Raw genomic sequence first — 21,200 nt, 5'->3', positions numbered from 1 at the left:
GGAGATGATCTCTTTCAAGATACATAACCGTTACTTTATAAAGTATATCTTTGTGAAGTAACGGTTTTTTTATTCCCAATCAAGAGTGAATCTTATTTAATGATGCCCTGCAGCTAACTTATGTATCTCAATGCGTTTATAGACTATCTTACATTAGAGAAGAATTATAGTTCTCATACAATCCTTGCGTATCAAAAAGATATTGGAGCTTTTTTTGCTTTCGCGAAAGCAAACGATGGTGATGTAGAACTTCATGAAATGCATTATAATCAAATACGAAATTGGATTGTTGCACTTGTAGATGAAGGGATATCTAATAGAAGTATTAATAGGAAAATATCGTCCTTAAAATCATTTTATAAATTCCTTGTGAAAATAGAAGTTATTGATGTGTCTCCTTTGGTGAAGCATAAAGCATTAAAAACATCAAAAAAACTTCAAATTCCCTTTTCTGAAAATGAAATGTCTGAGGTTTTTGATTTATTATCTATTTCTAATGATTTTGAGTCTCTAAGAGATCTTTTGTTGTTGGAGTTGTTGTATGGGACGGGAATGAGGCGTGCAGAGCTTATAGGGCTAACGATAAGTAGTGTTGATTTGTCTCAAAAAACAATACGAGTTATAGGTAAGCGAAATAAAGAGCGTTTGATGCCTTTGCTGTCTAATGTTTGTGTAACTATTGTTAAATATCTGGAGAAGCGAAATGAGATTTCTCAAAATGAAAAGGGTGCACCACTTCTTATAACAAAGAAAGGAATTAAATTGTATGATACACTTGTTTATAGGATAATAAATCATTATTTTAGTAAGACGTCAAACAAAATCAAAAAGAGTCCGCATATTATTAGGCATTCTTTTGCTACGCATTTGCTTAACCAAGGAGCAGAGTTAAATACTGTAAAGGATTTATTAGGTCATGCAAGTCTAGCATCTACGCAAGTGTATACACACAATAGTATTAAAACACTACGCAATGTTTATAGTAATGCACATCCTCGAAATAAGAAGTGATTGTTGTTTGTGAAAATATGATAGTATGATTACTATCAAAGTTCTAACCCTTAAAATATAGTGGCATATGAAAGTAACTGTTGAAGCACCACAATTTGATCCAGATGTAAAATTGATTGAATTTATCGAGAAGAAATTAAATAAGTTAGAGCAATTTTATGATAAAATAATACATGCAGATGTGTTTTTGAAACTAGAGCCCAATAATAAGCCTGAAAATAAGATTGTAGAAATACTAATAAGTGTACCTGGAGATGAGTTTATTGTAAAAAAGAATGCAAAATCTTTTGAAGAAGGTACAGATGTGTGTGTGCAATCGCTTGAAAGAGTGCTAAAAAAGCGAAAAGAAAAATTAAGAGCACATATTGCGTAAAAAAAATAAACAAAATGTTTTGTTAGATATTAAAATTGTCTACATTTGCAGTCCGTTAGAAATAACGGACTTTTTTTATGTCTCTTTAGAGGTTTTTAAAAGTATAAAAAGCCGATGTAGCTCAGCTGGCTAGAGCAGCTGATTTGTAATCAGCAGGTCGTGGGTTCGAGTCCCTCCATCGGCTCAAAAAAAAGATTAAAAAAGTTCTTTAAAATTATTGTTATTTATTGATTTAAAATGCATACTTTTGCATCCGAAAAAATTGATAAAAGGGGAGATACTCAAGCGGCCAACGAGGACGGACTGTAACTCCGTTGTTTTTAACTTCGCAGGTTCGAATCCTGCTCTCCCCACTCTAATTATTTTCAAGTAAAAATCTAATGCATTTTTACTTGATTTTTTTTGTATCACCATATTATGAATTGTGTGGTGTGTTTTGAAATATTGAAAAACCTTTTAATGTCGTTGTAGACGATGTTGATAAATGCGGGAGTAGCTCAGTTGGTAGAGCGTCAGCCTTCCAAGCTGAATGTCGCCGGTTCGAACCCGGTCTCCCGCTCTATAAATGCCTTTGGGTATTGAGCTTTCGCGAAAGCGTAAACTAGCCGACGTAGCTCAGGGGTAGAGCGTTTCCTTGGTAAGGAAGAGGCCACGGGTTCAAATCCCGTCGTTGGCTCAAAAAAAAATAATTAAATAAGTACAGGTCGTACTAGCCTTTTGTGTTTAGATGAAGAGGGGGTCGATCAATAAGAATTTAGTACACTAATAATAACTAAGACTAAAGATTAAATAATTACATTATGGCAAAGGAAACATATGATCGTTCGAAACCCCATTTAAATGTTGGTACTATCGGGCATGTAGATCACGGTAAAACAACTTTAACTGCTGCTATCACGAAAGTATTGGCAGATGCTGGTTATTCAGAAGCTTCTGCTTTTGATCAAATTGATAATGCTCCTGAAGAAAAAGAAAGAGGTATTACTATTAACTCTTCTCACGTTGAGTATGCGACTGAATCACGTCACTACGCACACGTTGATTGTCCAGGTCACGCCGATTACGTAAAGAACATGGTAACTGGTGCTGCTCAAATGGACGGTGCTATTCTTGTAGTTGCTGCTACAGATGGTCCTATGCCACAAACACGTGAGCATATCCTTCTTGGTCGTCAGGTAGGTATTCCTCGTATTGTTGTATTCATGAATAAAGTGGATATGGTAGATGATGAAGAATTACTTGAGCTTGTTGAAATGGAAATTAGAGAGCTTCTTTCTTTCTATGAGTATGATGGAGATAATGGTCCTGTAGTTGCTGGATCTGCTTTAGGAGCACTTAATGGTGAGCAAAAGTGGGTTGATACTGTATTAGAGCTTATGAATGCTGTTGATACATGGATTGAAGAGCCATTACGTGAGACTGAAAAAGATTTCTTAATGCCTATAGAAGATGTATTCTCTATTACTGGTCGTGGAACTGTTGCAACTGGTCGTATTGAAACTGGTATCGCAAACACTGGAGATCCTGTAGAGATCATCGGTATGGGTGCTGAAAAGTTAACTTCTACTATTACTGGTATTGAGATGTTCCGTCAAATCCTTGATAGAGGAGAGGCTGGAGATAATGCAGGTATCCTTTTAAGAGGTATTGAGAAAACTCAAATCTCTAGAGGTATGGTAATTGTAAAGCCAGGATCTGTAACACCACATGCTAAATTTAAAGCAGAGGTTTATATCCTTAAAAAAGAAGAAGGTGGACGTCACACTCCATTCCATAATAACTACCGTCCTCAGTTCTACGTTCGTACAACTGATGTAACTGGAAACATTGCGCTTCCTGAAGGAGTTGAAATGGTAATGCCTGGAGATAACTTAACAATTACTGTTGAGCTTATTCAGCCTATCGCATTAAATTTAGGTCTTCGTTTTGCTGTCCGTGAAGGTGGTAGAACTGTAGGAGCTGGTCAGGTTACTGAAATCCTAGACTAAGACTATAAATGAATTTATAAAAGTAAAGGTGTTCCGATTGTTCGGAACGCCTTGACTTTTGTTTAAAAGGTGTTTGCGTTTAGCGTCCCTTTTTAATATACGGGTTTAGCTCAGTTGGTAGAGCACTGGTCTCCAAAACCAGGTGTCGTGAGTTCGAGTCTCTCAACCCGTGCTAAGTAAAATGATAAAGCATTGTTTGTCATTTTCTAAATAAGAATAAAATTATGGCTGGATTAATAAATTACGTACAAGAATCGTACAACGAGTTAAAGAATCATGTGACATGGACTCCTCTAGCAGAAGCACAGCGTCTTATGGTAGTAGTTGCTGTTTTTTCAATTATTTTCTCTTTAGCAATTTGGGGTATTGATTCTGTGTTTAGTAATGTGATCAAGTTGTACTTTGAAAAAGTAGTAGTAGGTTCTTAATTTTTAACTATGGCTAAAACAAACAACACCAAACATTGGTATGTAGTAAGGGCTGTTAGTGGTCAAGAAAATAAGATCAAAGCTTATATAGAACAGGAGATTACAAGACTTAATCTTCAGGACTATATAGAAGAGGTTTTAGTTCCTACAGAAAAAGTAATCCAAATCCGTAATGGGAAGAAAATAAACAAAGAAAGAGTTTATTTTCCTGGTTACATTATGGTAAAAGCTCATTTGGGAGGAGAAATCCCTCATATTATTAAATCAATAAATGGAGTGATTGGGTTTTTAGGAGAGGTAAAAGGAGGAGATCCTGTGCCACTTCGTAAGGCAGAAGTAAATCGTATGCTAGGAAAAGTAGATGAGCTTTCTGTAAAACAAGATAATGTAGCAATTCCTTATACTGTTGGTGAAACTATAAAAGTAATTGACGGTCCTTTTAATGGTTTTAATGGAACTGTAGAAAAGGTAAATGAGGAAAAACGTAAACTAGAGGTGATGGTGAAGATATTTGGAAGAAAAACACCGCTAGAGTTAAGTTACATGCAAGTAGAAAAAGTATAAATAATTAAGTGTTACACTAATATTTTGGATTTTGTTCTATTGCTTCCAACTCTAAGAACAAGTCAAAGTTAAATTTTGAAAAATGGCAAAAGAAGTAAGTAAGGTTGTAAAGTTACAAGTACGAGGAGGTGCCGCAAACCCTTCTCCACCAGTAGGACCTGCTTTAGGTGCAGCCGGAGTTAATATCATGGAGTTCTGTAAGCAATTTAATGCTAGAACACAAGATAAAGCCGGTAAAGTACTTCCTGTTGTTATTACTGTTTATGGAGATAAGTCTTTTGACTTTGTAATTAAAACTCCACCAGCAGCAGTTCAATTAATGGAAGCAGCTAAAGTAAAAGGTGGTTCTGGTGAACCTAACCGTAAAAAAGTCGCAAAAGTTACTTGGGATCAAGTAAGAACTATCGCAGAAGACAAAATGCCTGATTTAAATGCATTTACAATAGAAAGCGCTATGAAAATGGTTGCTGGTACTGCAAGATCAATGGGTATTACGGTTAAAGGTGGAGATGCTCCAGCTTAACATCCAAAAAGAAAATTAAAATGGCAAAATTAACAAAAAAGCAAAAAGAGAATCATAGCAAGATTGAAGCTGGTAAAGCTTACAGTATTGATGATGCTTCTGCTTTAATAAAAGAAGTAAGCAACGTAAATTTCGATGCTTCCGTAGATATTGCTGTACGTCTTAACGTAGATCCTCGTAAAGCAAACCAGATGGTTCGTGGTGTAGTAACATTACCACACGGTACTGGTAAGGATGTAAAAGTGCTTGCACTTGTTACTCCTGATAAAGAGGCAGATGCAAAAGCAGCTGGTGCAGATTATGTTGGTCTTGATGAGTACCTTGATAAAATCAAAGGTGGTTGGACAGATGTAGACGTAATTATTACAATGCCTAGTGTTATGGGTAAATTAGGACCATTAGGACGTGTTCTTGGACCACGTGGTTTAATGCCTAACCCAAAAACAGGTACTGTAACTATGGATATATCCAAAGCAGTTTCAGATGTAAAAGCTGGTAAAATTGACTTTAAAGTTGATAAAACTGGTATTGTACACGCATCTGTAGGAAAAGCATCTTTTGATGCTGATAAAATTGCGGGTAATGCAAAAGAACTACTTAGTACATTAGTGAAATTAAAACCTACCACAGCAAAAGGAGTATACATTAAAAGTATCTTCATGTCTAGTACAATGAGTCCTGGAATTGAGGTAGATTCTAAAAGTTACGCTACTAGTTAAATTAGAAATTATGACAAGAGAAGAGAAATCACAAGTAATAGAAAATTTAACTACACAATTAGCAGATAGTACTAATATCTATTTAGCAGATATTTCTGGTTTAAATGCAGACAATACCTCAAAGTTACGTCGTGCATGTTTTAAAGCAGGAGTTAAATTAGCAGTAGTTAAAAATACATTGCTTTCAAAAGCAATGGACGCATCAGATAAAGATTTTGCAGAACTTCCTGAAGTTTTAAAAGGGAACACTGCAATTATGTTGTCTGAAACAGGTAATGCGCCAGCAAAGGTGATTAAAGAGTTTCGTAAGAAAGCTGACAGACCTTTATTAAAAGGAGCATTTATTGAAGAAGCTATCTATGTTGGAGATGACCAACTAGATGCACTGGTAGATATCAAATCGAGAGAAGAACTTATTGGAGAAATCGTTGGATTACTTCAGTCTCCTGCTAAGAACGTTGTTAGCGCTCTTAAATCTGGAGGAAGTACAATCGCTGGTATTATCAAAACCCTTTCTGAAAAGGAAGGTTAGGCAGTACGCACTATTAACAATTATATAATTAAGATTATTTTTTTAAAAACGATAGAAAAATGGCAGATTTAAAAGAATTCGCAGAACAATTAGTTAACCTTACAGTAAAAGAAGTAAATGAGTTAGCTGGTATATTAAAAGAGGAGTATGGTATTGAGCCTGCAGCAGCAGCGGCAGTAGTTCAAGGCGGTGGTTCTGGTGGCGGAGACGCTGAAGATGAGCAAACTGAATTTGACGTAATCCTTACAGCAGCTGGTGCTTCTAAATTAGCAGTAGTAAAATTAGTTAAAGAATTAACTGGTGCTGGTCTTAAAGATGCAAAAGGATTAGTTGATAACGCTCCATCTCCAATTAAAGAAGGTGTAGCTAAAGATGAAGCTGAAGCACTTAAAGCTCAATTAGAAGAGGCAGGAGCTGAAGTTGAGCTTAAGTAAGCTCTAATAATAAAGACATAAAGGTTTAGGTCTGTTGTGCTTATATTAAAGCATAATTTGACCTAAACCATTTGTCGTATATAAAGGTTACCATAGTGTAACAAAGACTTTTTCTTGATTTTAGTGTCTTAAAAATAAAATCAAAAATCGATTTACCCCAACAGTAAATCTAGTTTCTAATCAAATTCCGTTCGTTGATGATGCAAGATGCAAAACAAGCAGAAAGAATTAGTTTCTCATCGGTAAAGAATAGACCTGATTATCCAGATTTCTTGGATATTCAAGTAAAATCCTTTCAAGATTTCTTCCAACTGGAGACAAAACCAGATGAAAGAGGTGATGAAGGGCTTTATAACACTTTCCTTGAGAACTTCCCTATTACTGATACCCGTAATAACTTTGTACTCGAATTTTTAGATTACTTTGTAGACCCACCAAGATATTCTATACAAGAATGTATAGAAAGAGGTCTTACATATAGTGTGCCTTTGAAAGCACGTCTAAAATTATATTGTACAGATGAAGAGCATGAAGATTTTGAAACCATTGTACAAGATGTGTATTTAGGTACAATTCCTTACATGACTCCTAGTGGTACATTTGTTATTAATGGTGCAGAACGTGTCGTAGTTTCTCAGTTACACCGTTCACCAGGAGTATTTTTTGGACAATCTTTCCATGCCAATGGAACAAAGCTTTATTCTGCCAGAGTAATTCCTTTTAAAGGATCTTGGATAGAATTTGCTACAGATATCAATAGTGTAATGTATGCATATATTGATCGTAAGAAAAAGTTACCTGTAACAACATTGTTCCGTGCTATTGGTTTTGAAAGAGATAAAGATATCCTTGAAATTTTTGATCTTGCAGAAGAGGTTAAAGTTTCTAAAACTGGACTTAAAAAATATTTAGGACGAAAACTTGCTGCACGTGTACTAAATACATGGCATGAAGATTTTGTTGATGAAGATACAGGAGAGGTTGTATCTATAGAACGTAACGAGATCGTTTTAGATCGTGATACGATACTAGAGAAAGAACACGTAGAAGAGATTGTTGAAGCAGGAGCTAAAACAATTCTTTTACATAAAGAAGATAATCAGCAAGCAGATTATGCCATCATACATAATACGCTTCAAAAAGACCCTACAAACTCTGAAAAAGAAGCTGTAGAACATATTTACCGTCAATTACGTAATGCAGAGCCGCCAGATGAGGAAACGGCACGTGGTATTATTGACAAATTATTCTTTTCTGACCAACGTTATAACTTAGGTGAAGTAGGTCGTTACAGAATGAATAAAAAATTAGGACTTGATATCGATATGGATAAGCAAGTTCTTACCAAAGAAGATATCATTACCATCATTAAATACCTTATTGAGTTAATTAACTCAAAAGCAGAGATTGATGATATTGATCACCTTTCTAACAGACGTGTACGTACTGTAGGAGAACAATTATCGGCACAATTTGGTGTAGGTCTTGCCCGTATGGCTCGTACCATTAGAGAACGTATGAATGTGCGTGATAACGAAGTATTTACTCCTATAGATTTGATTAATGCAAAGACATTGTCTTCTGTAATTAATTCTTTCTTTGGTACAAACCAATTATCACAGTTTATGGATCAAACCAATCCACTAGCTGAGATTACACATAAACGTCGTTTATCTGCACTTGGACCAGGAGGTTTATCTCGTGAACGTGCAGGATTTGAGGTGCGTGATGTTCACTATACACATTACGGTCGTTTATGTCCTATTGAAACTCCTGAAGGACCAAATATTGGTCTGATCTCTTCACTTTCTGTATATGCAAAAGTGAATAGTATGGGATTCATTGAGACGCCATACCGTAAAGTAGAAAATGGTAAAATTGATTTAACAACAGAACCAAGATACTTAAGTGCCGAAGAAGAAGAAGGAATGTTAATTGCGCAAGCAAACAATCCTATGAACGATGATGGTACTATCGAGTTAGATAAAGTAATTGCTCGTATGGAAGGTGATTTCCCTGTAGTGGAAAAATCTGAAGTACATTATGCTGATGTTTCTCCTAATCAAATTGCATCTATATCTGCATCTTTAATTCCATTCTTGGAACATGATGATGCAAACCGTGCATTGATGGGATCAAACATGATGCGTCAAGCAGTACCTTTATTAAGAGCAGATGCTCCTATTGTTGGAACAGGATTAGAAAGACAAGTAGCTACAGATTCACGTGTATTAATAAATGCAGAAGGTGCAGGTACTGTTGAATATGTAGATGCTAATAGAATCGATATACGATACGATCGTACGGAAGATGAAGTATTAGTAAGTTTTGATGATGATATTAAATCATACAATCTTATTAAATTCCGTAAGACAAACCAAAGTACAAGTATCAACCTTAAACCTATTGTTAGAAAAGGGGACCGTGTACATAAAGGGCAAGTATTATCTCAAGGATATGCTACTGAAAATGGTGAGTTAGCATTGGGTAGAAATATGAAAGTAGCCTTTATGCCTTGGAAAGGGTATAACTTTGAGGATGCGATTGTAATTTCTGAAAAAGTAGTACGTGATGATATCTTTACGTCTATTCATATTGATGAATATTCTTTAGATGTACGTGATACAAAATTAGGTAACGAAGAGTTAACTAATGATATTCCTAATGTTTCTGAGGAGGCTACAAAAGACCTTGATGAGCATGGAATGATTCGTATCGGTGCTGAAGTAAAACCTGGAGATATACTTATTGGTAAGATTACACCTAAAGGGGAATCTGATCCTACTCCAGAAGAAAAATTACTTCGTGCAATTTTTGGAGATAAAGCAGGAGATGTAAAAGATGCTTCATTAAAAGCATCACCATCTCTTCATGGTGTTGTAATTAACAAAAAGTTATTTGCAAGAGCTATAAAAGATAAGCGTAAGAGAGCAAAAGACAAAGAGGATATCGCTGTACTTGAGTCTCAATACGATGTGAAGTTTGATGATTTACAAGCAACATTAATTGAAAAGTTGTTTAAGCTTGTAAATGGAAAAACAGCACAAGGGGTAATGAATGACCTTGGAGAAGAAGTACTTCCAAAAGGAAAGAAGTATACCCTTAAGATGTTAAACTCTGTAGAAGATTATACACACCTTACACAAGGTACGTGGACAACTGATGCGGATACAAACGTTCTTGTTGCAGATTTACTTCACAATTATAAGATTAAAGAAAATGATCTTCAAGGAAATCTTCGTCGTGAGAAATTTACAATCTCAGTAGGAGATGAGCTTCCTTCAGGAATTATCAAACTCGCTAAAGTTTATATTGCTAAAAAGCGTAAACTTAAAGTAGGAGATAAGATGGCAGGACGTCACGGTAACAAAGGTATTGTTGCACGTATCGTTCGTCAAGAAGATATGCCTTTCTTAGAAGATGGAACACCAGTAGATATTGTATTGAATCCACTAGGGGTACCTTCTCGTATGAATATCGGACAGATATATGAGACTGTACTTGGATGGGCAGGTCAAAAATTAGGTAAGACTTATGCGACCCCTATTTTTGATGGTGCTTCTCTTGATGAGATCAATGCCTTAACTGATGAAGCTGGTATTCCACGTTTTGGACATACATACTTATTTGACGGAGGTACGGGAGATCGTTTTGATCAACCAGCGACCGTAGGTGTGATTTATATGTTAAAACTAGGACACATGGTAGATGATAAGATGCACGCGCGTTCTATCGGACCATACTCTTTAATTACGCAACAACCTTTAGGAGGTAAGGCGCAGTTTGGAGGTCAGCGTTTTGGAGAGATGGAAGTTTGGGCTCTTGAGGCTTATGGAGCATCAAGTACCCTACGTGAAATCTTAACTGTAAAGTCTGATGATGTAATCGGTAGAGCAAAAACATACGAAAGTATCGTAAAAGGAGAACCTATGCCAGAGCCAGGTTTACCAGAATCGTTCAACGTATTAATGCACGAACTTAAAGGACTAGGACTAGACATTCGTCTGGAAGAGTAGTTTGATATACCCTATAGCGGAAGCGTATTTTTTTGAGTACGCTTTCGCGAAAGCGGACCATCAAACAACACAAATTTAATTAATTCGCATACATTGAATTATGGCAAGAAAGAATGATAATGCAACACAAAAGCGCTTTAACAAGATCTCTATAGGTCTTGCTTCTCCAGAATCTATTTTGGGAGCTTCTAAAGGTGAAGTTTTAAAGCCAGAAACTATCAACTATCGTACGCACAAACCAGAGCGTGACGGGTTGTTCTGTGAGCGTATTTTTGGTCCTGTAAAAGACTATGAGTGTGCTTGTGGAAAATATAAAAGAATACGTTACAAAGGAATCGTATGTGACCGTTGTGGTGTAGAAGTAACAGAAAAGAAAGTACGTCGTGATCGCGTAGGACACATTAGTCTTGTAGTGCCTGTAGCTCACATTTGGTACTTTAGAAGTTTACCAAACAAAATCGGATATTTATTAGGGCTTCCTTCTAAGAAGCTTGATATGATTATCTATTATGAGCGTTATGTAGTAATCCAACCTGGTATTGCAACAAACGAAGAAGGAGAGCCATTACAAAAAATGGATTTCCTAACAGAAGAAGAGTACCTTAATATATTAGATGCATTACCTCAAGAGAATTTATATCTTGATGATACAGATCCTAATAAATTCATCGCTAAGATGGGTGCTGAGTGTCTTATTGAATTATTAAGACGTATCGATCTTGATGCACTTTCTTATGAATTACGTCACAAAGCAAATAATGAAACGTCTAAGCAACGTAAAACAGAGGCACTTAAACGTCTTCAAGTTGTAGAAGCGTTACGTGATGCAAATAAAAACCGTGAGAACCTTCCTGAGTGGATGATTATGAAAGTAGTTCCGGTGATTCCACCAGAATTACGTCCATTAGTACCACTAGATGGAGGACGTTTTGCAACATCAGATTTAAATGACTTATATCGTCGTGTAATTATACGTAATAACCGTCTAAAGCGTTTGATGGAAATCAAAGCGCCAGAAGTAATTTTACGTAATGAAAAACGTATGCTACAGGAGTCTGTAGATTCACTTTTTGATAATACACGTAAGTCATCTGCAGTAAAAACAGATAGTAACAGACCACTTAAATCACTTTCTGATTCTTTAAAAGGAAAGCAAGGACGTTTCCGTCAAAACTTACTTGGAAAGCGTGTTGATTATTCTGCACGTTCAGTAATTGTTGTTGGTCCAGAACTTAAATTATTTGAATGTGGTCTTCCTAAAGGAATGGCTGCCGAACTTTATAAGCCTTTTGTAATCCGTAAGTTGATTGAAAGAGGAATTGTAAAGACTGTAAAATCTGCAAAGAAAATTATAGACAAAAAAGAGCCAGTAGTTTGGGATATACTAGAGAATGTTCTTAAAGGACATCCAGTACTTCTAAACCGTGCTCCTACACTTCACCGTTTAGGAATACAAGCATTCCAACCTAAACTTATTGAAGGAAAAGCAATACAATTACACCCACTGGTATGTACAGCATTTAACGCCGATTTTGATGGTGATCAGATGGCAGTACATTTACCATTAGGACCAGAGGCGATTCTTGAAGCACAATTATTAATGCTTGCTTCACATAATATCTTAAACCCTGCAAATGGAGCACCTGTAACGGTACCGTCTCAGGATATGGTATTAGGTCTTTACTATATGACAAAGGCCAGAAAATCGACTCCTGAATTCCATGTAAAAGGAGAAGGAATTACTTTCTACTCTGCAGAAGAAGTAACGATCGCCTACAATGAGAAGCGCGTAGATATTAACGCGATGATTAAAGTACGTGCTTTAGATTATAATGAAGAAGGAAATCTTTCATATCAAGTTATTGATACTACAGTAGGTCGTGTATTATTTAATGAAGCGGTACCAGAAGTAGCAGGATATATTAATGAGGTACTTACTAAGAAATCATTACGTGATATTATTGGTAACATATTAAAAGTAACAAGTGTACCACAAACTGCAGAATTCCTAGATCTTATTAAGACTATGGGATATGGATATGCATTCCGTGGGGGATTATCGTTCTCACTTGGAGATATCATTATTCCAGCAGAAAAACATACAATGATTGCTGAAGCTAATGCTGAAGTAGATGGTATTACAAGCTCATATAACATGGGTCTTATTACCAATACTGAACGTTACAATCAAGTAATTGATGTTTGGACTTCTACAAATGGTGAGCTTACAGAATTATCTATGAAGCGTATCCGTGAAGATCAGCAAGGATTTAACTCGGTATATATGATGCTTGACTCTGGAGCTCGTGGATCTAAAGAACAGATTCGTCAGCTTACAGGTATGCGTGGTCTGATGGCAAAACCTAAGAAATCTAATGATGGAGGTGGAGCTATTATTGAAAACCCAATTCTTTCTAACTTTAAAGAAGGTCTTTCTATTCTTGAATACTTTATTTCTACTCACGGTGCTCGTAAAGGTCTTGCAGATACCGCTCTTAAAACAGCAGATGCAGGATACTTAACACGTCGTTTGGTAGATGTGTCACAAGATGTGATTATTAATAGTCATGATTGTGGAACATTAAGAGGTGTTGAAGTAACAGCTCTTAAGAAGAATGAAGAGGTTGTAGAAAAACTAGCAGATCGTATTGTTGGTAGAACATCATTAAATGATGTTGTAAACCCATTAAATAATGAAATCTTAGTTGAATCTGGAGAAGAGATCACACAAGATATGGCAGATGCTATTGGTGCTGCTCCTATCGAAAGCGTAGAAGTAAGATCAGCGCTTACTTGTGAGGCTAAGAAAGGTATCTGTGTGAAATGTTATGGTCGTAACCTAGCTACTGGTAAAACAGTACAAATGGGTGAGGCTGTAGGTGTTGTTGCAGCACAATCTATTGGGGAGCCTGGTACACAGCTTACACTTCGTACGTTCCACGTAGGAGGGGTAGCAGGAGGTGTTTCTGAAGATAGTAATGTAAAAGTGAAATTCCCAGGTAAATTAGAAATAGAAGATCTTAAGACAGTAAAAGGAGAAGATAATGAGGGTAATGAAGCTCTTATTGTTATCTCTCGTACTTCTGAAGCTAAAATTACAGATCCTAAAACTGGAATCACGTTAAGTACAAATGCTATTCCTTACGGTTCTCAACTCTTTATGGAGTCTGGAGCTACTGTAAAAGAAGGAGAGGTTATTTGTAAGTGGGATCCATTTAACGGAGTTGTAATTTCTGAATTCTCTGGAAGAATCAAATTCGAAAGTATTGAGCAAGGTATTACATACCGTGTAGAAACTGATGAACAAACAGGATTCCAAGAGAAAGTAATTTCAGAATCTAGAGATAAGAAGAAGATACCTACATTGATTATTGAGGATGCTGATGGTAATGCATTACGTTCTTATAACCTTCCAGTAGGGGCTCACTTAATGATAGATGATGGTGATAAAGTAAAAGAAGGAAAGATTCTTGTTAAAATACCTCGTAAATCTGCAAAAGCAGGAGATATTACAGGAGGTCTACCACGTGTAACAGAATTATTTGAAGCACGTAACCCTTCTAACCCAGCAGTAGTTTCTGCTATTGATGGAGTTGTTTCTTTTGGTAAGATCAAACGTGGTAATCGTGAGATTATCGTTGAGTCTAAATTAGGAGAAATAAAGAAATACTTAGTGAAATTATCTAATCAGATTCTTGTACAAGAAAATGATTATGTACGAGCAGGTATGCCATTATCTGATGGTTCTGTAACACCAAATGATATTTTAAATATTAAAGGCCCATCGGCTGTACAACAATACTTAGTAAATGAAGTACAAGAAGTATATCGTTTACAAGGGGTGAAGATTAATGATAAGCACTTCGAAGTAGTAGTACGTCAGATGATGCGTAAAGTACGTATTGAAGATCCGGGAGATACTATTTTCCTTGAGAATCAATTAGTACATAAAGCAGATTTTATTGAAGAGAATGATGCTATTTTTGGAATGAAAGTAGTTGAAGACGAAGGAGATTCAGAAAACCTAAAAGCAGGTCAGATTGTTTCGCCACGTGAGCTTAGAGATGAAAACTCAATACTGAGAAGAGAAGATAAAAACCTTGTTGTAGCTAGAGAAGTAACTCCAGCAACAGCATCGCCAATCCTTCAAGGTATTACAAGAGCATCGCTTCAAACGAAATCATTTATATCTGCAGCTTCTTTCCAAGAGACAACTAAAGTATTAAACGAAGCTGCTGTAAGCGGTAAGGTAGATACCTTAGAAGGTCTTAAAGAGAATGTAATTGTTGGACATAAAATACCAGCAGGTACAGGTATGCGTCGCTATGATAATATTATCGTAGGTAGCAAAGAAGACTTACAGAATATGATGGCTGAAAAGCAAGAAGTAAATTATAATTAATACGCTCTTAAAAGCATACTAATTTATAATACCAATCCCATCTTGCATCTTGTAAGATGGGATTTTTAAATTAATAAGCTTTCGCGAAAGCGTAAAACATATACACAGTAATTGCGATAGATAGAATAAGATTTCTGCCTTCGCTATTCAATATTTTATCCTGAATACGGGATACTCAGTTAAGAAAATAACAATTTGTGAATGTGTGGACGAGATTCCCTCCTTTGCGAAAATTAAATACTATGGCAGACGATAAAAACACTCAAAAGAAAAAAGGACAAATCAATATAGAATTAGATGAAGCTGTTGCTCAAGGTACCTATTCGAATCTAGCAATTATTAATCATTCGGTATCAGAATTTGTAGTTGACTTTGTAAATATTATGCCTGGAACTCCTAAAAGTAAAGTGAAATCCAGAATCATTCTTACGCCTCAACATGCCAAGAGATTAACAAAAGCATTAGCAGAAAACATCAAACGTTTTGAAAGCGCTCACGGAGAAATCAAAGATTATGAGAAACAGCCTATTCCTTTAAATTTTGGACCTACAGGACAGGCATAATGTAATACTGTATTAGTACTTACTAAGAACATGCGTATATGAAGTTCTATAAAGTTAATTATGATAAGGATGATAGTCTATCTGTATCTTTTCAAATAGATGAAGATTTTCAGTTTTTGCTTTGCGAAGTTTCTGGTCATATAGCGAATGGATCAAAAGGAAATAATGCGTCAGATTATTTGTTTGGGAAAGTATGTCAGTATTATTTTCAAATGAATTGCTATGCCTTAATTTTAGATTTTTCTGATTTAGAATACTCTTTCGGGGATAGATTACGTAAAACAATTAATTTCTTTAAAGTAATAGGAAGAGATAAAGAAGAAAAGATGCTTCCTGTAATACTTATAAAACCAGAAAATGAAGAAGGAATCAATACTTTAATAGATTGGATTAAACCTACTCATCTACATATTACGACAACTGTTGAGAAAGCGAAAAAAGTTAGCTTAGATCTATTTAATGAATATATGGATTATTGAGAGTTAATTTATTGACAACTAAATACAAAGCTAAGATTATTTCATTATTCTTGGCTTTTTTTGTTTGCTGCAATGCCATCTTGTCATATTCTATACCTTGGTATTTTTTTTGTCTAATTCATTTCGGAAAGTAGAATAACTAATTATCAAAAAATAAAGATATGTCAACAGGAAAAATTAATGTGTCGGTAGAAAATATCTTCCCACTTATTAAAAAGTTCTTATATAGTGATCACGAAATATTTCTTAGAGAATTAATTTCTAATGCAACAGATGCAACTCTTAAACTAAAGCATCTTGCTAGTATAGGAGAATCTAAAGTAACATATGGAAATCCGCTTATTGAAGTAAAAGTAGATAAGGAAGGAAAGAAACTTCATATTATAGATCAAGGTCTAGGGATGACTGCCGATGAAGTAGAGAAGTACATTAATCAAGTAGCTTTTTCTGGAGCAGAAGAGTTTTTAAATAAATATGAAGATTCTGCAAAAGATGCAGGAATTATAGGACACTTTGGTTTAGGGTTCTATTCTGCATTTATGGTAGCAGAAAAAGTAGAGATTATTACAAAATCTCATAAAGATGAACCAGCGGCACATTGGAGTTGTGATGGTTCACCAGAGTTCACACTTGTAGCTGCAGATAAAGCAGACAGAGGTACTGAGATTATTCTTCATATAGCAGAAGATAGTACAGAGTTTCTTGAAGAAGGGCGTATTACTGAGTTGTTAACGAAGTACAATAAATTTATGCCTGTACCAATTAAGTTTGGTATGAAAACAGAAACGCTTCCAAAACCAGAAGACGCAAAAGAAGAAGATCCAGCACCAACACAGGAGGTTGATAATATCATTAATAACCCTAATCCAGCTTGGACAAAACAACCGACAGACTTAGAGACAGAAGATTATAAGAATTTCTATCGTGAGCTGTATCCAATGCAGTTTGAAGAACCTCTTTTCAATATACATCTTAATGTAGATTATCCATTCAACCTAACAGGAATCTTATATTTCCCTAAGCTTGGACAAGATATGAACGCTCAGAAAGATCGTATCCAATTATATCAAAATCAAGTATTTGTTACTGATAATGTAGAAGGAATTGTGCCAGATTTCTTAACAATGTTACGTGGGGTAATAGATTCTCCAGACATTCCTCTTAATGTATCTCGTAGTTATTTACAAGCAGATGGTGCGGTAAAGAAAATTTCAGGATACATTACTCGTAAAGTAGCAGACAAGCTAAAATCATTATTTAATAATGATCGCGAAGATTTTGAAAAGAAATGGAATGATATCAAAGTAGTGATAGAGTATGGAATGCTTTCTGAAGAAAAATTCTTCGAAAAAGCAGATAAATTTGCACTATATCCTACCGTAGATGATACCTTCTTTACTTGGGAAGAGTTAGAAGCTAAAATAAAAGATACGCAAACAGATAAAGACAATAAACTAGTTGTTTTATATGCAAGTAATAAGGATGAGCAACATGCATATATCCAAAGTGCAAAAGACAAAGGGTATGAAGTATTATTATTAGACTCTCCTATTGTAAGTCATTTAATTCAAAAACTTGAGACTAGTAAAGAAAACGTTTCTTTTGTTCGTGTTGATGGTGACCATGTAGATAACCTTATTAAGAAAGAAGAAGAGCAAATCAGTAAATTATCTGATGAAGAGAAAGAATCTCTTAAAACTGTCATTACAGAAGCTATTGGAGATACTTCATATACCGTTCAAATGGAAGCGATGGATAGTGAAGCAGCGCCGTTTATTATTACACAACCAGAATTCATGCGTCGTATGAAAGAGATGCAGCAATCTGGCGGTGGTGGCGGAATGTTTGGTATGGGTAATATGCCAGACATGTACAATCTTGTTGTAAATGCAAATCACGAATTGGTTTCTGAAATTATGAATACAAAAACCTCAAAGAAGAAAGAACGCTTAATTAAGCAATCTTTTGATCTTGCTAAGCTTTCTCAAAACCTATTAAAAGGAGAAGAACTTACTGATTTTATCAAGCGATCGTATAGCATGATAAAATAAAATATAAAAATAAGATTTTCGTCCTTCTGAATGTATTTCAGAATCTCACTGAGTCAGGTGGATTGCTTTGAGAAACTGAAACAAATTTAGTTTGACGTATTAAAACTTAAATACATATAAGAAGAACCACTTTCTAGATGTTAGGAAGTGGTTTTTTTATGCTTTCGCGAAAGCGTATAAAGAATCAATAGCTATCACAAACTCAAATATAGCTCGTAAACACGTAACATTCTTATGTTTTTTGCGTCCAATTAGTACGTATCTTTAAAAACGTACATTTAATATAAAAAGACTATGGCACTTACACCTTCAAATATGATTGAGCTAGGTACAAAAGCTCCCGATTTTAAACTTATAGATAGCATTACAAATCAACAATGTAGTTATGCAGATATAAGGGGAGAACGTGGTACTGTAGTGATGTTTATTTGTAATCACTGTCCCTTTGTAATACATGTGATAGATGAAATTGTAAGAATAGCTAATGATTATAGAGTATTAGGTTTTGGTTTTGTGGCGATAAGTAGTAATGATATTGTCAAGTACCCGCAAGATGGACCTACAGCTATGTGGGATAATGCACGAAAAAATAATTTTACATTCCCATATTTATTTGATGAGACGCAAGAAGTAGCAAAAGCTTATGACGCTGCATGTACTCCTGATTTTTATCTTTTTGGAGCAAATGACACTTTAGTTTATCGAGGACAACTCGATGCTTCTCGACCAGGAAATGGAATCCCAGTAAACGGCCGTGACTTAAGAGAGGCTTTAGATAATGTATTTAATAGTAGACCACAAACAATGATCCAAAAACCAAGTATGGGGTGTGGTATCAAATGGAAGTAATTGTTGCACTCTTACTATTTGTTTAAACTGATTCTTCTAATCTTATTTAGGGTAACAAAAGTAATAGGAAAGGAACTGCTTATTATAAAATAGGAAAGACCTATTCAATACAATACATATAAGTTTAAATGAAAAAAAAGAAATTAAAGTCTTTGAGTCTTAACAAAATGGTTATCTCAAAGTTGCAACAAACGCAAATTAATGGAGGGGTTACTGCTAATACAACAATTACACCTATGATTGAATTTATAACAGATTTAAGTAATGAGGTGTGTCTTACTGACACTTGCATATCTACTGTGTATGACGGACCTGTTAAGGCTACGTGTGCTAACTGTTAAATCATGAATGTTTAAATAACATTCAACTTTTGTAATTTAAACCGTTTTTAAATCCCTAAAAACGGTTTTTTTTCGTGTTCAGTTTTAGGATGTCATTTTTTCCTTTACTTTTACTACAAAGCACACTTTTTGGAAATATTTGAAAACATCCGCATTCTTGATATTATAGATATAGTACTGGTGACAACATTACTGTATTATGTCTATAAATTAGTAAAAGGAACAGTGGCTATCAACATTTTTATAGGGATAGTTGTTGTTTATTTGATATGGAAACTTATTGAGCTTCTTAAAATGGAATTGCTCAGTACCATTCTTGGAGAGTTTATCGATGCAGGAATGCTAGTTTTAATTGTTGTTTTTCAACAAGAAATACGCAAGTTTCTATTGATGATCGGGAGTACAAATCTAAGAGGGAAAGGAGTTTTTAAGAATTTTCAGTTTTCTAAAGGTGATACTATTTTAGATATAGATGTTAATGCCATTTTAGATGCTTGTGTAAATATGGGAAGTGTACGTACAGGAGCACTCATTGTAATACGAAGAACAACAAGTTTAGAATTTGTAAAAGCAACAGGAGATGCTATGGGAATTGAGGTTAATAGACCTATCATAGAGAGTGTATTTTACAAAAACTCTACATTGCATGATGGCGCTATGATTATAGAAAATAATACGATTACTGCTACGAGAGTGATTTTACCTGTAACACAAGAACGTAATATTCCTTTACGGTTTGGACTTCGTCATAGAGCCGCTTTTGGTATTACAGAAAAAACAGATGCATTAGCATTAGTGGTAAGCGAAGAGTCTGGAGATATCAGTTATGTAAAGAATGGCGAGTTTGTACGTTACAAAACGATAGATGAATTACGAGAGTTAATTACATTAGATTTAAGCTAAGCTTATGGAAGAACAATTACTCCCAGAAGAAAAAGAAAAAGTAATTAAGCAACCTAAGAAGAAACGAGAACAACTTAGTGTTATTTCTGATACCTGCAAAAACTGTAATTCACAGTTGAACCTAGATCAAGCATACTGTCCGCAATGCGGAGCCAAAAGAATGTATAATAGACTAAACTGGAGTAATCTTACAGAAGACTTTGTAGATCGCTTTCTGAATATCGAAAATAACTTCCTTAAAACCTTTTTTACGCTTTTTAAAAAACCAGAAGATGTTGTAGGAGGATATATAGACGGAATGCGGAAGCGTTACTTATCTGCTTTTAGTTATTTTGCAATATCCCTTACAATTACAGGACTGTATACATTTGTTTTTAGAAAATGGTTTCTTACAGACGATATGTTTAGAGAGAGTATAAATGCTGCCAATGATGTTAATGTAGATGATACAGTGCAAGCAACTAAACAGATGATGAATTGGATATTTGAATACCAATCTATTTTGACTTTTTTTAATATCCCGTTTTATGCATTAGTATCAAAACTTGTTTTTTGGAATTATAAAAAATATAACTTTATAGAACATGTGGTTATTTATTTATACGTCTACTCCCACACACAAATCATTGCTTCTATCATTGGGATTATTTTCATTTGGTCTAGTATTGCTCAGGTAATTATTAGTCCTCTACTCATGTTTTTATATGTGGGTTATACCGCTTATGTACTGACACGTCTTTTTAATTTAACTATAGAAAAAATTATCCTTAAGACATTACTCTTTGGTGTTGTGTTTTTTGTTTTAGGGCTTGTATTTTTTGGTTTAAGTGGTTGGATCTTATATGAATTAGGTGTCTTTGATACTTTTATAGAAAAAATAAAAGATGTACAAGAAAGTCAGAAGACATTAAAAGAAGCTAGTAAAGTTGCTATAGATAGTCTCAAAGTAGATAGCATAAAACAGTTAACAAAAAGCGTAAAGGATACAATCTTACTTTTGGGAAGCTAGTAACATTATAGTAAC

General features: G+C 35.0%; 18 protein-coding genes and 5 tRNA genes. All 23 read left to right on the top strand.

Annotated features, from left to right (window positions below; all coding sequences use genetic code 11):
• Window positions 1-120: 120 nt before the first annotated feature.
• Window positions 121-1,011 carry a tyrosine-type recombinase/integrase gene (locus tag Q1A01_RS09755; protein WP_299679617.1) on the top strand — a complete coding sequence of 297 codons (891 nt, stop codon included), beginning with the start codon at window positions 121-123 and terminating at the stop codon, window positions 1,009-1,011.
• Between the two features lie 67 nt (window positions 1,012-1,078).
• Entirely contained in the window at window positions 1,079-1,384 is a 306-nt protein-coding gene (gene raiA / locus Q1A01_RS09750; RefSeq protein ID WP_299679614.1) for a ribosome-associated translation inhibitor RaiA, read from the top strand.
• Between the two features lie 110 nt (window positions 1,385-1,494).
• Window positions 1,495-1,568: transfer RNA gene (locus Q1A01_RS09745), tRNA-Thr, on the top strand.
• A gap of 87 nt (window positions 1,569-1,655) precedes the next feature.
• Window positions 1,656-1,737: transfer RNA gene (locus tag Q1A01_RS09740), tRNA-Tyr, on the top strand.
• Window positions 1,738-1,870: 133 nt separating this feature from the next.
• Window positions 1,871-1,943, top strand: a tRNA-Gly gene (locus Q1A01_RS09735).
• A 45-nt stretch (window positions 1,944-1,988) separates the two neighbouring features.
• Window positions 1,989-2,060 (top strand) — tRNA-Thr (locus Q1A01_RS09730).
• Between the two features lie 124 nt (window positions 2,061-2,184).
• Window positions 2,185-3,372 carry an elongation factor Tu gene (tuf, locus tag Q1A01_RS09725; RefSeq protein ID WP_299679611.1) on the top strand — a complete coding sequence of 396 codons (1,188 nt, stop codon included), beginning with the start codon at window positions 2,185-2,187 and terminating at the stop codon, window positions 3,370-3,372.
• Between the two features lie 99 nt (window positions 3,373-3,471).
• Window positions 3,472-3,544 (top strand) — tRNA-Trp (locus Q1A01_RS09720).
• A 52-nt stretch (window positions 3,545-3,596) separates the two neighbouring features.
• Window positions 3,597-3,800, top strand: a complete 204-nt coding sequence (secE, locus tag Q1A01_RS09715; RefSeq protein ID WP_299679608.1) for a preprotein translocase subunit SecE — start codon at window positions 3,597-3,599, stop codon at window positions 3,798-3,800.
• Between the two features lie 9 nt (window positions 3,801-3,809).
• Window positions 3,810-4,364 (top strand): transcription termination/antitermination protein NusG, encoded by a 555-nt coding sequence (nusG, locus tag Q1A01_RS09710; protein WP_299679605.1) that lies wholly within the window; start codon window positions 3,810-3,812, stop codon window positions 4,362-4,364.
• An 82-nt stretch (window positions 4,365-4,446) separates the two neighbouring features.
• Window positions 4,447-4,887 carry a 50S ribosomal protein L11 gene (gene rplK / locus Q1A01_RS09705; RefSeq protein ID WP_299679602.1) on the top strand — a complete coding sequence of 147 codons (441 nt, stop codon included), beginning with the start codon at window positions 4,447-4,449 and terminating at the stop codon, window positions 4,885-4,887.
• Window positions 4,888-4,907: 20 nt separating this feature from the next.
• Window positions 4,908-5,606: a 50S ribosomal protein L1 gene (gene rplA, locus Q1A01_RS09700; RefSeq protein WP_299679599.1), complete on the top strand. Its 699-nt coding sequence runs from the start codon at window positions 4,908-4,910 to the stop codon at window positions 5,604-5,606.
• A gap of 10 nt (window positions 5,607-5,616) precedes the next feature.
• Window positions 5,617-6,138 carry a 50S ribosomal protein L10 gene (gene rplJ, locus Q1A01_RS09695; RefSeq protein ID WP_299679596.1) on the top strand — a complete coding sequence of 174 codons (522 nt, stop codon included), beginning with the start codon at window positions 5,617-5,619 and terminating at the stop codon, window positions 6,136-6,138.
• A 59-nt stretch (window positions 6,139-6,197) separates the two neighbouring features.
• Window positions 6,198-6,572, top strand: a complete 375-nt coding sequence (gene rplL, locus Q1A01_RS09690; RefSeq protein WP_299679593.1) for a 50S ribosomal protein L7/L12 — start codon at window positions 6,198-6,200, stop codon at window positions 6,570-6,572.
• A 197-nt stretch (window positions 6,573-6,769) separates the two neighbouring features.
• The gene (rpoB, locus tag Q1A01_RS09685; RefSeq protein ID WP_299679590.1) at window positions 6,770-10,588 is read left to right on the top strand and encodes a DNA-directed RNA polymerase subunit beta; all 3,819 of its coding nucleotides are present in this window, start codon (window positions 6,770-6,772) and stop codon (window positions 10,586-10,588) included.
• Window positions 10,589-10,688: 100 nt separating this feature from the next.
• Window positions 10,689-14,990 (top strand): DNA-directed RNA polymerase subunit beta', encoded by a 4,302-nt coding sequence (gene rpoC / locus Q1A01_RS09680; protein ID WP_299679587.1) that lies wholly within the window; start codon window positions 10,689-10,691, stop codon window positions 14,988-14,990.
• A gap of 242 nt (window positions 14,991-15,232) precedes the next feature.
• Window positions 15,233-15,553, top strand: coding sequence for a DUF3467 domain-containing protein (locus Q1A01_RS09675; RefSeq protein WP_299679584.1), 321 nt, complete (start codon window positions 15,233-15,235; stop codon window positions 15,551-15,553).
• A gap of 38 nt (window positions 15,554-15,591) precedes the next feature.
• The gene (locus tag Q1A01_RS09670) at window positions 15,592-16,032 is read left to right on the top strand and encodes a hypothetical protein (RefSeq protein ID WP_299679581.1); all 441 of its coding nucleotides are present in this window, start codon (window positions 15,592-15,594) and stop codon (window positions 16,030-16,032) included.
• A gap of 161 nt (window positions 16,033-16,193) precedes the next feature.
• Window positions 16,194-18,083 carry a molecular chaperone HtpG gene (gene htpG / locus Q1A01_RS09665; RefSeq protein ID WP_299679578.1) on the top strand — a complete coding sequence of 630 codons (1,890 nt, stop codon included), beginning with the start codon at window positions 16,194-16,196 and terminating at the stop codon, window positions 18,081-18,083.
• 294 nt (window positions 18,084-18,377) lie between these two features.
• Window positions 18,378-18,932 (top strand): thioredoxin family protein, encoded by a 555-nt coding sequence (locus tag Q1A01_RS09660; protein ID WP_299679576.1) that lies wholly within the window; start codon window positions 18,378-18,380, stop codon window positions 18,930-18,932.
• Between the two features lie 128 nt (window positions 18,933-19,060).
• Complete coding sequence (locus Q1A01_RS09655; RefSeq protein WP_299679573.1) at window positions 19,061-19,273, top strand: class I lanthipeptide; 213 nt, start codon at window positions 19,061-19,063, stop codon at window positions 19,271-19,273.
• A 129-nt stretch (window positions 19,274-19,402) separates the two neighbouring features.
• Window positions 19,403-20,176 (top strand): diadenylate cyclase, encoded by a 774-nt coding sequence (locus Q1A01_RS09650; protein WP_299679570.1) that lies wholly within the window; start codon window positions 19,403-19,405, stop codon window positions 20,174-20,176.
• 4 nt (window positions 20,177-20,180) lie between these two features.
• The gene (locus tag Q1A01_RS09645; protein ID WP_299679567.1) at window positions 20,181-21,185 is read left to right on the top strand and encodes a DUF3667 domain-containing protein; all 1,005 of its coding nucleotides are present in this window, start codon (window positions 20,181-20,183) and stop codon (window positions 21,183-21,185) included.
• Window positions 21,186-21,200: the final 15 nt, after the last annotated feature.

The sequence above is a fragment of the uncultured Dokdonia sp. genome, assembly GCF_947492815.1.
Lineage (GTDB): Bacteria > Bacteroidota > Bacteroidia > Flavobacteriales > Flavobacteriaceae > Dokdonia.
The sequence above is the reverse complement of the archived record's forward strand: the minus strand, read 5'-3'. Positions and strand labels throughout refer to the sequence as shown.

Excerpts from the sequence above, each read along its gene's own strand:
- htpG (WP_299679578.1), top strand. The coding sequence starts at position 16,194 with ATGTCAACAGGAAAAATTAATGTGTCGGTAGAAAATATCTTCCCACTT.
- Q1A01_RS09675 (WP_299679584.1), top strand. The coding sequence starts at position 15,233 with ATGGCAGACGATAAAAACACTCAAAAGAAAAAAGGACAAATCAATATA.
- Q1A01_RS09655 (WP_299679573.1), top strand. The coding sequence starts at position 19,061 with ATGAAAAAAAAGAAATTAAAGTCTTTGAGTCTTAACAAAATGGTTATC.
- rplJ (WP_299679596.1), top strand. The coding sequence starts at position 5,617 with ATGACAAGAGAAGAGAAATCACAAGTAATAGAAAATTTAACTACACAA.
- secE (WP_299679608.1), top strand. The coding sequence starts at position 3,597 with ATGGCTGGATTAATAAATTACGTACAAGAATCGTACAACGAGTTAAAG.
- Q1A01_RS09670 (WP_299679581.1), top strand. The coding sequence starts at position 15,592 with ATGAAGTTCTATAAAGTTAATTATGATAAGGATGATAGTCTATCTGTA.
- nusG (WP_299679605.1), top strand. The coding sequence starts at position 3,810 with ATGGCTAAAACAAACAACACCAAACATTGGTATGTAGTAAGGGCTGTT.
- rplL (WP_299679593.1), top strand. The coding sequence starts at position 6,198 with ATGGCAGATTTAAAAGAATTCGCAGAACAATTAGTTAACCTTACAGTA.
- Q1A01_RS09660 (WP_299679576.1), top strand. The coding sequence starts at position 18,378 with ATGGCACTTACACCTTCAAATATGATTGAGCTAGGTACAAAAGCTCCC.
- raiA (WP_299679614.1), top strand. The coding sequence starts at position 1,079 with ATGAAAGTAACTGTTGAAGCACCACAATTTGATCCAGATGTAAAATTG.
- rplA (WP_299679599.1), top strand. The coding sequence starts at position 4,908 with ATGGCAAAATTAACAAAAAAGCAAAAAGAGAATCATAGCAAGATTGAA.
- tuf (WP_299679611.1), top strand. The coding sequence starts at position 2,185 with ATGGCAAAGGAAACATATGATCGTTCGAAACCCCATTTAAATGTTGGT.
- Q1A01_RS09755 (WP_299679617.1), top strand. The coding sequence starts at position 121 with ATGTATCTCAATGCGTTTATAGACTATCTTACATTAGAGAAGAATTAT.
- Q1A01_RS09645 (WP_299679567.1), top strand. The coding sequence starts at position 20,181 with ATGGAAGAACAATTACTCCCAGAAGAAAAAGAAAAAGTAATTAAGCAA.
- rpoC (WP_299679587.1), top strand. The coding sequence starts at position 10,689 with ATGGCAAGAAAGAATGATAATGCAACACAAAAGCGCTTTAACAAGATC.
- rplK (WP_299679602.1), top strand. The coding sequence starts at position 4,447 with ATGGCAAAAGAAGTAAGTAAGGTTGTAAAGTTACAAGTACGAGGAGGT.
- rpoB (WP_299679590.1), top strand. The coding sequence starts at position 6,770 with ATGATGCAAGATGCAAAACAAGCAGAAAGAATTAGTTTCTCATCGGTA.